The sequence below is a fragment of the Caulobacter sp. UNC279MFTsu5.1 genome (assembly GCF_900114015.1).
Classification (GTDB): domain Bacteria; phylum Pseudomonadota; class Alphaproteobacteria; order Caulobacterales; family Caulobacteraceae; genus Caulobacter.
In genome coordinates, this window is the sequence record NZ_FORN01000018.1 from 1 (window position 1) to 11,717 (window position 11,717).

Consider the following 11,717-nt stretch of genomic DNA (forward strand, 5'->3'; position numbering starts at 1 on the left):
GGGGGAGGTGGCCCGGAGGGCCGGAGGGGGTTTCACCCGCCGAGTCCGCAGACCCCCTCCGTCGCTCCGCGACACCTCCCCCAAAGGGGGAGGATCTTTATCCCAACAACCTCGCCAGTTCCCGCGCCACCATCCAGGCCAGCACCAGCGTCGCCGCCGCGAACGCGGTGAAGCGCAGCAGCACGATGTTGACGCTGATCTGGATCAGGCTGTGCAGCACCCGCAGGCCCACGAACGCCCAGGCCAGCCGGACCGCCAGGGCGTCGCCATGGCCGGCGACCTGGATGGCCAGGGCGGCGGCGTAGAAGATCGTCGGCTGCTCCATCAGGTGGTTGTAGTTGTCGGCCGCCTGGCGGGCGGGCGCGGGCAGGCCGTCCAGGCCGCCCGGAAAGGCCGCGTCCTGCGGCTTGAGCCCGGCCCGGCTCATGGCCGGCAACCGCTGGATGTACATCCACAGCCAGATCACCAGCGACCAGGCTGTCAGCGCCATCACCGGCGCGATCAGAGTGTGCATATCAAAGTTCTCCCCCGGCCCCTCGCTGGGGCCTTGGCCGGGAGGTTAGGCGCCGAAAGACCGGAAGGCGAAGCCTGCCCTGACGGCAAGCTCCGTCTTCCGGTTCTCGACCGAGGTCAGATCAGGAAGTAATCCCGGACCGCCGTATGCCAATCGGAACTGACCGAGCTGTCGATCAGCACGTTCTGCGTGAAGCCATCGCCTGTGGAGTTCCACAGGGTGAACGTGCCGCCGTCGTGACGCCACAGCAGGTCGGCCTTGCCGTCGCCGTTGAAGTCGCCGACGCTCTCCAGCGCCCAGTCGGTTCCAACACCGCCGTTGACATAGACGTTCTTGTCGAACCCGCTCGCCGTCGACGCCCATTCCGAGAAGACGCCGCTGTCATGGCGCCAGATTAGGTCGTCCTTGCCGTCGCCGTTGAAGTCTCCGATGGCGGCGATCGTCCAGTCCGGCGTCACCGAGCCGTCCACCACGACGTTGGGCTGAAAGCCGGCGCCGCTCGAGCGCCACTCCGTGAACATGCCGTCGCTGTGACGCCAGATCAGGTCTTCCTTGCCGTCGCCGTTGAAGTCGCCGACGCCGGCCAGGGTCCAGCTGGGGTCAACCCCGTCCTGCAAATAGACATTTTTGTTGAAACCCACACCGTTGGATGTCCACTCCGTGAACATGCCGTCGCTGTGACGCCAGATCAGATCGGCCTTGCCGTCGCCGTTGAAGTCGCCGGTGGCCGCCAGCGCCCAGTCGAACGAGACGCCGTCGGTGATGGCGCCCGCTTCGAAGCCCGATCCGGTGGAAGTCCAGACGTCGAGCGTTCCCCCGGCGTCGCGCCACAGGAGGTCGGCCTTGCCGTCGCCATTGAAGTCGGCGGCGGCGCCCAGTTGCCAGTTGTTGTTCTGGTCGCTCGTGATGAAGGTGTTCGCCGCCATGGTCGGCTGGCCGTGATCCAGCACGGTGGTCCAGGTGGTGAAGGTTCCAGCCATCTCGCGCCAAGCCAAGTCGCTCACCCCGTCACCGTTGAAGTCGGCGCTGAAGTTCGGACCAATCCCGGCCTTGGCCACGCCGGTCAGAGCCAGATTGACGCCGCCGTGGCCGTCGGCCGTGACGACGAGGTCGCCATGCGGAGCGTTGAGGAGCGTGAAGCTCTCCCCGGTGCCCAGGGTGATGGTCGAACCGTTGCGAACATAGGTGAACTGGGCGGGATCGACGTCGGTGATGTTGATGACGTCGCCGCGGGCGAAGTCGACGATCACATCGCCGGCCAGCTCGGCATGGGTGGCCGTGAAAATGTCCGCCCCGGCCCCGCCGGTCAGCCTATCGCTTCCCGAACCGCCGACGAGGATGTCCGCCCCGGCTCCGCCATCGAGCGTGTCCGAGCCGCTTCCGCCCAGAAGGTGATCCCCGCCGGACCAGCCCAGCAGGATGTCGACGCCCTGCCCGCCGTCGAGCATGTCATCGCCGCCCGCACCTTGGATCATGTCGCGCCCGATGCCGCCGTAGATGGTGTCCGCCGAGACCGCGCCGATCGCGAAGTCGTTGCCGTCACCCAGGTCGACGCTGCCTACGAACACACCGCCACGCAGGTCGACCGTGTCGCCGCCCGCGCCCATCAACACGTCGCCCCGGATGGTTCCGTAGTTCTTGAGAATGTCGGCGCCGAGGTCGAGGAAGATCTGACCGTTGATCGTGCCGTAGTTGGCGACGTAGTCGACCACCTCCTGGGGCGGAGAATAGCCGCCACTGTTGGAATAGATCGCCACGTCGGCGGTGATGACGCCCCAATTGACGATATTGGGCGCCGTCGGCGCGCCCGAGGCTAGGCCGCTCAGCACCAGACCGTAAGAGACGCCGCTGTCCGACACGGCCGTGATCGAGCCGCGGTTCTGGAAACCGCCGCCGTCGAGCCGATCGATGTAGACGCCGCGCGCGTAGCCTGAACCGGCGTGGACGTCGATCGTCCCGGTGTTGCTCAGCGTCGTGCCGTTGACGAACTGCAGCCCGGTGGCGCTGTCCGTCCCGGAGACCAATATCCGACCCTGGTTGTCAAACTTCTGCCCCGGAGACCAGGACAGCATGCCGTAAGCGTTGACACCGGAAACCTCGATGGATCCAGTGTTCAGCACCGCGGCGCACCACTGACCCGAGTAAATGCCGTAGGCGGTGCTGGTTCCTTCGACTTGGATCTTGCCGGCGTTCAGTATGAGGCCGCTGGAGACGTACGAATTAATCCCCATCGTGGTGGAGGTGATCGTACCGTTATTCTCGAGCCTCATGGCTCCGCCGAAGTTGTAGAGATAAAACGCTGGCTCTCCACTATAGACTTCATCGTTTTCGATGATGAAATCATTCGCCAACTGAATCGTCATTTAAACCCCCGAAAAACAACTTTTGGACGAATATCCGGCCCCGGCGCCGCTGTCCAGTCATTGTACGGGTCGGCGCCCGGACCCTACACCCGGTCCCGGAACGGATCGGCCGGATAGACGCCCAGCACCTCGAACTTCTCGGAGAAGAACTTCAGCTCGTCGAAGGCCAGGGCCAGGGGGCGGTCCTCAGGGCGGCCGTCGACCTCGGCGTAGAAGAAGGTGGCGGTGAAGGCCCCGCCCTCCATGTAGCTTTCCAGCTTGGTCATGTTGACGCCGTTGGTCGCGAAGCCGCCCAGGGCCTTGTAGAGGGCGGCCGGCAGGTTGCGGACCTTGAACACGAAGCTGGTCACGCAGCGGTGGGTGAACGGCGGCGGCTCCGGCTTCTTCTCGGCCGTCATCACCAGGAAGCGGGTGGTGTTGTTGCGCTCGTCCTCGATGTCGCGGGCCAGGATGTCCAGGCCGTAAATCTCGGCGGCCAGGGCCGGGGCGACGGCGGCGCGAGTCGGATCGGGCTTCAGGGCCAGGGCCTTGGCGGCGCCCGCCGTATCGCCGGCGCTCTCGTGGGCCAGGCCCAGCTTCTTGAGGCTGTGGCGGCACTGGCTCAGGGCGATCGGCATCGAGCAGGCGATCTTCACCGTCTCCAGCGTCACGCCCTTGTTGGCCATCAGCTGGAAGCGGATCGGCTTGAAGCGCTCGCCGACGATCTTCAGGCCCGAGGCCGGCAGCAGATGGTGGACGTCGGCCACCCGGCCGGCGATCGAGTTCTCGATCGGGATCATGCCCAGCTGGCAGGCGCCGGTCTTGATGGCCTCGAACGCCTCCTCGAAGGTGGCGCAGGGCACGGCCTCGTAGTCGGGGAAATAGGTGCGGCAAGCCTCGTGGCTGTTGGCGCCGGGCTCGCCCTGGAAGGCGATCTTCTTGAGGATGCTCATGCGTGTTTCCCGGCGTAGGCGCGCGCCGCTTCTAGGTCCGAAGGATTGTCGACGGAGATCGGGGCCTCGGCGGCCACGGCGGCGCGTAGGGACAGGCCCAGTTCCATGGCCCGCAGCTGCTCCAGCTTTTCGCGCTTCTCCAGCGGCGAGGGCGGGGCGGCGTTGAAGGCTTCGAGGGCGGCGCGGCGATAGCCGTAGATGCCGATGTGGCGCCAGACCGGCCCTTCGCCATAGAGGGTGGAGCGGGTGAAATAGAGCGCCCGGCCCGACAGGCCGTTCTGCTCCATGGCCAGCACGGCCTTGACCACGTCGGGGTTGGACCGGTCGGCCGGCGAGGCCTCCGGCGCGACGACGGTGGCGATGTCGCAGCCGGGATGGGCGCTCAGCAGGTCGGCGCAGGCGCTCAGCACCGACGGCTGCACGAACGGCATGTCGCCCTGCAGGTTGATGACCACGTCGTGGCGGCGCTCGGGGTCCAGCGCCTCGAGGGCGGCCAGGATGCGGTCCGAGCCCGAGGGCAGGGCCGGGTCGGTCAGCACCGCCTGGCCGCCGGCCTGCCTGACCGCGTGGACGATGGCGATGTCGCCGGCCGCCACCGCCACCGGACCGATTCCCGCCGCCTGGGCCTGGCGCAGCACGCGCACGATCATCGACACGCCGCCGATGTCGGCCAAGGGCTTGTCCGGCAGGCGGGTGGCGGCCATGCGGGCCGGAATGACGACGATGGGGTTCATGTAAGGCCGTTGCGGGTCAAAACCGTTGCTGCCCGGTTGCGCCTCGGGCGGTAGCGTGTAAGAGACGCGAGCGCAACATGGAGCGCGCGGGGGAAACCTCCGGGCGCGGATTTCGGGCCTGTCGTCAGACGGCCCCCAAGAGGCTGGTAAGGCTTTAGATGAGCGACCTGACGTTCAACAAGATCGCTGGCGGCGTGCTGCTGACCGGCCTGATCATTTTCGGTCTGCGGGAAGCGTCGGACATCGTTTTCGCCAAGCACGAGCTTGAAAAGCCCGGCTACGAGATCGCGGTCGCCGAAGAGGCGGGCGAAGGCGGCGCGGCCGCCGAGGTCGCGCCCGACTGGGGCAGCGTCCTGACCCCGGCCAATGTCGCCGCAGGCCAGGCGGTCAGCGCCAAGTGCGCCTCGTGCCACAACTTCACGCCCGAGAATCACACCGGTCCAGGCCTGTTCGGCGTGGTCGGCCGCAAGCCCGGCACCCACCCCGGCTTCGCCTATTCGGCGGCCATGGTCGATTTCGGTTCGAAGAACCCGGTCTGGGACTACGACCACCTCGACACCTTCCTGAAGGCGCCGGGCAAGGACGTCTCGGGCACCAAGATGACGTTCGTCGGCCTGAAGAAGCAGGAAGATCGGATCGCCATGATCGCTTACCTGCACAGCCTGGGCTCCAGCCTGCCGATCCCGGCCCCTAAGCCCGCCGGCGCGGCTCCGGCCGCTGCTGGCGCGCCCGCCGCTCCGGCCGCCGCCGGAACGCCCGCCGCGACCGCTCCGGCCACCCCGGCCCCAGCCGCCGCCAAGTCCTGATCGTCTTCAGGTCCAAAAGAATCAAAGGCCGCGAAGTTCGCTTCGCGGCCTTTTCTTTTGCCGCCTTTCAAGGCGCCCCAGGCGGCGTGAAGCCGCCTGCAGCAAAGCTGGCCTTGCGGTCTTTTCCCATTCCGTGAGTAGAGTATCGAACCGCACCGTTTCACCGGAACCGTTCGACCATGACGTCTCGCCTGCTGGCCGCCTCTTTCGCCGCGCTGCTGATCGCCGCCCCTGTTTCCGCGCTTCCTGGCTCGGCCTTCGCCGCCAAGGCGCCGACCGTGGCCCTCAAGTCGCTGGCCGACCTGCCGACCCCGCCCTATCCCTATGACGAGAAGGCCGACGCCGAGGCCGACGTCGCCGCGGCCCTCAAGCGAGCGAAGAAGGCCCACAAGCTGACCCTGATCGATTTCGGCGGCAATTGGTGCGGCGACTGCCGGGTCTTCGCCGGCGTCATCGAGCAGCCCGACGTCAAGGCCTGGGTCGACAAGCACTACGAGGTCGTGACGGTGAACGTCGGCCGCTACGACAAGAACATGCAGATCCCGGCCCGATACGGGCTGGACAAGCTGAAGGGCGTGCCCAGCTTCCTGGTGGTCGACGCCAAGGGCAAGCTGGTCAATGACGGCGCCTTCTTCGCCCTGACCGACGCTCGCCACATGACGCCGCAGTCGATCGTCGACTGGCTGGCGCAGTGGCCGAAGTGAGTTAAGCCAAGTTCGGCATTTGGCTTATGCGAAATGCTTGCGCTCTTTTTTGATCTCGCGCGCAAAATCTCGCGCGCAAATAAGTAGGCGCATGCGGAGAGATATGAATGGCAATGACGATCTAGATGTCGGGACTGAGACCAACAGGAAAGGCGCTGGGCACCATCTCGGTTAGATCATTGAAGAACATAATGAAGAGCGCTGCGCTAATATTGAGATAGCCAAGGTGCCCTATCTCCTCCTCACTGAGCCCGAACCCGTGACGGAATTCCAACCGACCAAGGGACCGGTTGAGCTTTAGCGCGGAACCCCCGGAAAGGAAGTTCGGATGCGCAAAGTCGCTCAGCCAAGCGTAGCAATCCGCAAGCATACCTTGCCCGGACGAACCAGCTTTGCGCTCGAAATAGCGGTCCGCTTTCTCAATAGCCGTCATAATATTCACAGGATCAGGCTTTTCTTTGAACATCACATGCTTCACCCCCATTAGGGCGTGGGCGATATCGAAGATGACCCTTTCGAACGGGACACTTCCGTTCATAAACGCACGAATACGATCACAGAGGTAACCCATTATGGCCGTCGACTCGATATGTCCTCGAATGAGGAGAGTCAGGCCGTAGATGTTCTCTTCGGCGATCATCGACCCCGCCGAAACCAGCAACCGCTCGGCACGATGCAGATGAACCTGCTGCAAGACCTGAACATTCGCAGCCGCGCGCGCGACCTCGCTCATGGTTTCTGGATTTGAGTATTCAACGAAATCGCGGCGGCATTTCAGCAACTGCGAATAGAAACCCTCAAGAGAGTCGATAAGCTCCAATTTACCGAGCGCTTCAAATTTCTTCCGGACGGTCGGGCTAAAACAGATTTGTGATGAGCTCGGCCCGATATTCGTCATCTGCGATCATTCTTTCTGAGTGTGCCTCGGGAACGACGGTATTTAAAACGGCCTCCGCCACCCCGTCGGCGTCCCGCCGCCGGCCGCCTCGATCCGGGCGATCGCCCCGGCCAGGGGCTCGACGGCCACGGCCATGTGGTGGGCGTTGGCGTGCAGGAGGGTGTCGGGGTCCAGCAGAAGGGCCACGTGGCCCTTCCAGAACACCAGGTCGCCGCGCCGGCGGTCCTCGGCCGCGATCGGCGCGAAGAAGGCCAGCTGCATGTCGGTGTCGCGCGGGACCGCCCTGCCGCAAGCCGCCAGGGCCTGCTGCACCAGGCCCGAGCAGTCCAGCCCCAGCGATTCGCGACCGCCCCACTGGTAGGGCGCGCCGAGATAGCCCTCCGCCACCGCCATATAGTCCGTCAGGGCCTTGCCGATCGGGGCCAGGTGGGCGGCGACGAACCAGCCCGTCCCTTCGCCCTTGGCGAACCGGCCCTCGGTCGCCTCGATGGCGGTCAGGGCGTTCAGCGAATAGAGGCCGACCGGCCGCGACTTGATGTCCGGCTCGGCGAAGGCGTAGGTGCGCGGCACGGCGACCTGGTGGGTGGCCGGCGCCCCAAGCGCGGCCAGGTCGTCCTCGGCGACGAAGCCGACATAGCCGTCGCGCGCCGCCTGGCCCCAGGCGAAGCCGTCCTTGACCTCCAGCACCCGGAACAGCTCGCCGAACAGCAGCTGGTCCCACTGCTCGGCCATCGGATGGGCGGCCTTGCGCAGGGCGGTGGTCGGGACGGCGACCTGGCGCAGGGTCGGGGCCGCGTAGCGCTCGGCGGCGACCAGGCCCTGCAGGTCCAGGTCGGCCAGGTCGGGGCGAGCCAGCGTCACCCTCGGGTCATTGGGGCGCGGATCGCTCATGCGTCGGCCTTCGGGAACCGCGACTTCAGCATGCCGTAGAGGCCCCGGATCACCTGGGCTTCGCCGCCAGCTGCGAAGCCCGGCCGGGCCTTGGGGTTCCAGGCGAAGATGTCGAAATGCGCCCACGACCCGGTGGTCGGGGCGAAGCGCTGCAGGAACAGGGCCGCCGTCATCGAGCCGGCCTGGGCCCAGGCGTCGGGGTCGTTCTTCAGGTCGGCGATGTCGCCCTCGACCGCCTCGCGATAGCCGTCCCACAGCGGCATGCGCCAGACGGGGTCGGAGGCCTCGCGCGCGCCCTCCTCGATCTCCAGGGCCAGGTCGTCGTCGGGGGTGTAGAAGGGGATGACCTGCGGCCCCAGGGCCACGCGGGCCGCGCCGGTCAGGGTGGCCAGGTCGATCGTCAGGGCCGGCTCCAGCTCGGCGGCCCGGGCCAGGGCGTCGGCCAGGATCAGCCGCCCTTCGGCGTCGGTGTTGCCGACCTCGACGGTCAGGCCGGCGCGGGTGGCCAGCACGTCGCCGGGCCGCATGGCGTCGCCGGCGATGGCGTTCTCGACCACCGGCACCAGCACGGTCAGGGCCACGGGCAGGCCGGCGGCCATCACCATCCGGCCCAGGGCCAGGGCGTGGGCGGCGCCGCCCATGTCCTTCTTCATCAGCCGCATGCCCCCGGACGGCTTGATGTCCAGACCGCCGGTGTCGAACACCACGCCCTTGCCGATAAGCGCCAGGCGCGGGTGGGCCGCATCGCCCCAGGTCAGCTCCAGCATGCGCGGCGCCCGGGACGGGACGGCGGCGCGGCCCACGGCGTGGACGGCCGGATAGTTCCGCTCCAGCAGGTCGTCGCCGAGGATCACCTCCAGGGTCGCGCCGTAACGTTCGGCGATCTCGCGGGCGATGGTCTCGATCTGCAGCGGCCCCAGGTCGTTGGCCGGGGTGTTGACCATGTCGCGGGCCAGGGCGCAGGCGTGGGCCACGGCGCGGACCTCGTCCAGGTCGACGCTTTCGTCCGCGACCAGTCGTCGCGGCTCCTCACCGCCGCGAGGCCGGTAGCGGTCGAACCGGTAGGCGCCTAGGGCGAAGGCCAGGGCGATCTGGCCGGGATCCAGGCCGTCGGGGGTCGCCGCCAGGCGGTAGTCGCCGGCCGGCAGGCGGGCCGGCAGGGCGCGAAACAGCATGGCCTCGGCCTTGTCCCGGGCCCCCAGGCCCAGCAGCACGCGGTCCACGGCCCCTTGCGGCGTCGGCAGGACCAGCACCTGGCCGGCCTTGGCCTTGAAGTCCTCCAGGGCCACGAAGCCCTTCACGAAACTGGGCCGCGCCTCGACGAAGGCGGTCAGTTCATCCTCGTACAGGCAATGGATCGGCGTCGGCGCGCCCTCCTCGGGAGCACGGGACGAGGAGGCGATGATCGGTTCCGACATGGACGCGCCCTGAAGGGGTGAAGATTATGCTTAACGATTCCTTGAGGGCCGCGCGCGAGGATGCGAACACCGTCGGGAGATCCTTCTTCATGTGTCGCAAGCGCGCGCGCCTCGCAACCGTTCTCGTCCCCCTCCTCGCCTCCGGCGTGTTGACGGCGGCCTCGGCGTACGCCGCCGACAAGCCCGCGGCGGCGACCGCCCCCGTCGCCGCGCCCGAGCCGCCGCGCAAGGCCACGCCGGCCGAACGGGCCGAGATGCGGCGGGCCGATCCCCTGACCCGCATGGCCTTCTGGTCGACCGAGGCCGAGCGCGACGGCCGCGACGTCGAGGCGGGCGTGGGCCTGGCCCAGGCCCTGCGCGCCCTGGGCCGCTACGACGAGGCCGCCGACGCGGCCGGCCGCATCCTGATCGTCGTGCCCGACAACTACGACGCCCTGATGGAATCGGCGCGGGCCAACGTGGCGCGCGGCCAGGGCTTCTACGCGATCGAGCCGGGCCGCAAGGCCGCCGCCCTGCAGCCGCGCGACTGGCGGCCGCTGTCGCTGCTGGGCGTGGCCTACGAGCAGGCCAAGCGCGACGACGAGGCCCTGGCGGCCCATCGCCAGGCCGTGGCCCTGGCCCCGGCCGAGGCGGTCCCCCTGACGAACCTAGCCATGCACCTGGCCTCGAGCGGCGACCTGCCCGGAGCCGAGAAGCTGCTGCGCCAGGCCGCCGCCCTGCCCACCGCCACCATCCAGGTGCGCCAGAACCTGGCCCTGGTGGTCGGCCTGCAGGGCCGCCTCGACGAGGCCGAGAAACTGGCCCGCCAGGACCTGCCGCCCGAGTCCGTCGACAACAACCTGGCCTGGCTGCGCGCCGCCGTCGGACAAGCCAGCGCCACTCGCTCGTGGGACGCGGTGAAGGCGGGCGGGTAGAGGGGAAAGAGGATCGCCCTCGCCAAGGCGACCTCCAACCGGCGCCAAGCGGACGCCCCGGACGTCAGCTTGGGGTGGCAATCCGAACTTGCCCCCCACGCGAGCAACCATCCCGGGCGCACGGCTTGAACGTTGCGTCCGTCGTGCAGCGGCCTTGGCCCGGTTGCGGCGCCAGGTTCAGTTTTCGCCGCCGTGGCGAGGCCCTGTTTAATTGCCCCCTACCGGCGGCGGAGGTGACGCCGGCAACTCGACGCCGACTTGTCCGGCGCACCATCTAAGCGCGCGATACCGTGCGGCGCTAAGGCCCCTGGCGCCTTTTGTTCTTAGTCGGCAAACCACACTCGGCCCTTTTTCCTCGCGCGAGTAATAAACGACGATGCTTCTCCCGCTACCTTCGCTGAGCGCCCTATAGCCGAGCGGTCCCGGCGTCTCGTTCTGCCGTATTGAGCCGTCACCCCAGGCTTTCAGATGTTCAGCTTGAACGACATGCTCGGCGAACGACTCCGCGCTCACCCCCCTAGGAAGGCTGATTACCTGTGCGTCGATACCTTCGCTCGAGAGGTCGGAACCTTCAAGGACCCTAAGTACGGCCAACTCCGCACTCTGCGCCAGAAACAAAATTACTAAGCCTTGAGATAGCAGCGTCATGCCGAGAACCTCTTGAGAAAACTTGAGGGAGCGGCCGCAGCCGCCTGCGTTCCCTTGGCCCGCTCGAGACTATCAAGGCGTATACTTTTGCCATGCCCTGCGGACCGTTCACATGTAGAACCGGCCGGTCCAGTTCTCATGCAGATAATGTCTGTATTGGGTCGATGCTTTTGAAAAAGTCGAAAAGCTGACTTGCGGGAATTTTAGCATTTTGCACGGCATCTCGGAGTATTGCCAAATAAACCACGGTAGACGGCTATAAAGTGTCCGCTCAAGGCCAAAGCTGGCGAATACACGTCCGGCCGCGCGAATTTTCGAATAGGGCCTAATATCGCAGAAAATTCAACGCCCTGAGCCGGAATCCGACTTTTTCAACAGCATCGGTCGTTAGCTGCTCTTCGTCCTTGCGGGGAGCCTTCGCCGCCGGACTAGCGCGGGTACAAGCGATTTGGCGGAGGGCAGCGATGCTGTATTCTGGCATAGAACGACTTGACGCCTTCCGCTCCCATGTTGCCGGTGATCTTGTGGGCGCGAAAATGGAATTTTCGGCTCGTCGCCGCTTCATCGACATGCGCTAAGAGTTTTCCCCCCAGCACCTCGATGGTGACTGTTTCGTCGTCGCCCATCGAGTAGACAGGCGGCGGCGCATGCTCATAGCTCAGCACCCGCGTGCAAGCCGTTCCGCTAGGATGACACGCCTGCACGACCCACCGCTCATTATCCTCGCCGTATGAGCTCAGGCGCATACTAAGGTCGGCCGCAACACGCACATCGGCGCAGTGCCTCGTGCTCGCAGCGATTTGGTCGGAAGGTGGCGCGCAGTTCGCGAGAATGAGAGCCGGTGCGGCGACCAGCAACGCGACTACAGGCATCTTCACACTGGCCATCCGCGATC

11 protein-coding genes are annotated in these 11,717 nt (G+C 66.6%); 3 read left to right on the forward strand and 8 right to left on the reverse strand.

Translation table 11 applies throughout. From position 1 onward, the window contains the following. Positions 1-97: 97 nt before the first annotated feature. The 4 genes from BM066_RS11905 to BM066_RS11920 form a co-directional block, all read right to left on the reverse strand. Positions 98-514 carry an MAPEG family protein gene (locus BM066_RS11905; protein WP_018061981.1) on the reverse strand — a complete coding sequence of 139 codons (417 nt, stop codon included), beginning with the start codon at positions 512-514 and terminating at the stop codon, positions 98-100. 116 nt (positions 515-630) lie between these two features. Continuing rightward, entirely contained in the window at positions 631-2,784 is a 2,154-nt protein-coding gene (locus BM066_RS11910; RefSeq protein ID WP_143093720.1) for an FG-GAP-like repeat-containing protein, read from the reverse strand. Positions 2,785-2,960: 176 nt separating this feature from the next. Then, a complete protein-coding gene (locus BM066_RS11915; protein WP_018061983.1) occupies positions 2,961-3,809 on the reverse strand; it encodes a prephenate dehydratase in 849 nt (282 codons plus the stop codon). Beyond that, complete coding sequence (locus BM066_RS11920; RefSeq protein ID WP_018061984.1) at positions 3,806-4,543, reverse strand: 3-deoxy-manno-octulosonate cytidylyltransferase; 738 nt, start codon at positions 4,541-4,543, stop codon at positions 3,806-3,808. Before BM066_RS11920 ends, BM066_RS11915 begins: the two co-directional genes overlap by 4 nt. 158 nt (positions 4,544-4,701) lie before the next feature. Between BM066_RS11920 and BM066_RS11925 the strand changes: the two genes are divergently transcribed. Both BM066_RS11925 and BM066_RS11930 read left to right on the forward strand, forming a co-directional pair. After that, positions 4,702-5,349 carry a c-type cytochrome gene (locus tag BM066_RS11925; protein ID WP_018061985.1) on the forward strand — a complete coding sequence of 216 codons (648 nt, stop codon included), beginning with the start codon at positions 4,702-4,704 and terminating at the stop codon, positions 5,347-5,349. A gap of 179 nt (positions 5,350-5,528) precedes the next feature. Further along, positions 5,529-6,053 (forward strand): thioredoxin family protein, encoded by a 525-nt coding sequence (locus BM066_RS11930; RefSeq protein WP_018061986.1) that lies wholly within the window; start codon positions 5,529-5,531, stop codon positions 6,051-6,053. 121 nt (positions 6,054-6,174) lie between these two features. Here BM066_RS11930 and BM066_RS11935 read toward each other — a convergent pair whose 3' ends face one another. The 3 genes from BM066_RS11935 to BM066_RS11945 are packed head-to-tail and all read right to left on the reverse strand — an operon-like array spanning position 6,175 to position 9,260. Beyond that, entirely contained in the window at positions 6,175-6,951 is a 777-nt protein-coding gene (locus tag BM066_RS11935) for a hypothetical protein (protein WP_143093721.1), read from the reverse strand. Positions 6,952-6,993: 42 nt separating this feature from the next. Then, entirely contained in the window at positions 6,994-7,842 is an 849-nt protein-coding gene (locus BM066_RS11940; RefSeq protein ID WP_018061988.1) for a C40 family peptidase, read from the reverse strand. After that, positions 7,839-9,260: a leucyl aminopeptidase family protein gene (locus BM066_RS11945; RefSeq protein ID WP_018061989.1), complete on the reverse strand. Its 1,422-nt coding sequence runs from the start codon at positions 9,258-9,260 to the stop codon at positions 7,839-7,841. The genes BM066_RS11940 and BM066_RS11945 overlap by 4 nt, the downstream gene beginning before the upstream one ends. An 89-nt stretch (positions 9,261-9,349) precedes the next feature. Between BM066_RS11945 and BM066_RS11950 the strand changes: the two genes are divergently transcribed. Then, positions 9,350-10,174, forward strand: a complete 825-nt coding sequence (locus BM066_RS11950) for a tetratricopeptide repeat protein (protein ID WP_026176534.1) — start codon at positions 9,350-9,352, stop codon at positions 10,172-10,174. A 1,076-nt stretch (positions 10,175-11,250) separates the two neighbouring features. On the opposite strand, the gene BM066_RS25975 is transcribed toward BM066_RS11950, so the two are convergent. After that, on the reverse strand, positions 11,251-11,709 hold the full coding sequence (locus BM066_RS25975; RefSeq protein WP_143093722.1) for a hypothetical protein: 459 nt from the start codon (positions 11,707-11,709) through the stop codon (positions 11,251-11,253). Positions 11,710-11,717 lie beyond the last annotated feature (8 nt).

Bases quoted from the DNA above. Each gene is read 5' to 3' on its own strand.
- BM066_RS11925 (WP_018061985.1), top strand. From the start codon at position 4,702: ATGAGCGACCTGACGTTCAACAAGATCGCTGGCGGCGTGCTGCTGACC.
- BM066_RS11930 (WP_018061986.1), top strand. From the start codon at position 5,529: ATGACGTCTCGCCTGCTGGCCGCCTCTTTCGCCGCGCTGCTGATCGCC.
- BM066_RS11950 (WP_026176534.1), top strand. From the start codon at position 9,350: ATGTGTCGCAAGCGCGCGCGCCTCGCAACCGTTCTCGTCCCCCTCCTC.
- BM066_RS11915 (WP_018061983.1), bottom strand. From the start codon at position 3,809: ATGAGCATCCTCAAGAAGATCGCCTTCCAGGGCGAGCCCGGCGCCAAC.
- BM066_RS11945 (WP_018061989.1), bottom strand. From the start codon at position 9,260: ATGTCGGAACCGATCATCGCCTCCTCGTCCCGTGCTCCCGAGGAGGGC.
- BM066_RS25975 (WP_143093722.1), bottom strand. From the start codon at position 11,709: ATGGCCAGTGTGAAGATGCCTGTAGTCGCGTTGCTGGTCGCCGCACCG.
- BM066_RS11905 (WP_018061981.1), bottom strand. From the start codon at position 514: ATGCACACTCTGATCGCGCCGGTGATGGCGCTGACAGCCTGGTCGCTG.
- BM066_RS11920 (WP_018061984.1), bottom strand. From the start codon at position 4,543: ATGAACCCCATCGTCGTCATTCCGGCCCGCATGGCCGCCACCCGCCTG.
- BM066_RS11940 (WP_018061988.1), bottom strand. From the start codon at position 7,842: ATGAGCGATCCGCGCCCCAATGACCCGAGGGTGACGCTGGCTCGCCCC.
- BM066_RS11935 (WP_143093721.1), bottom strand. From the start codon at position 6,951: ATGACGAATATCGGGCCGAGCTCATCACAAATCTGTTTTAGCCCGACC.
- BM066_RS11910 (WP_143093720.1), bottom strand. From the start codon at position 2,784: ATGAGGCTCGAGAATAACGGTACGATCACCTCCACCACGATGGGGATT.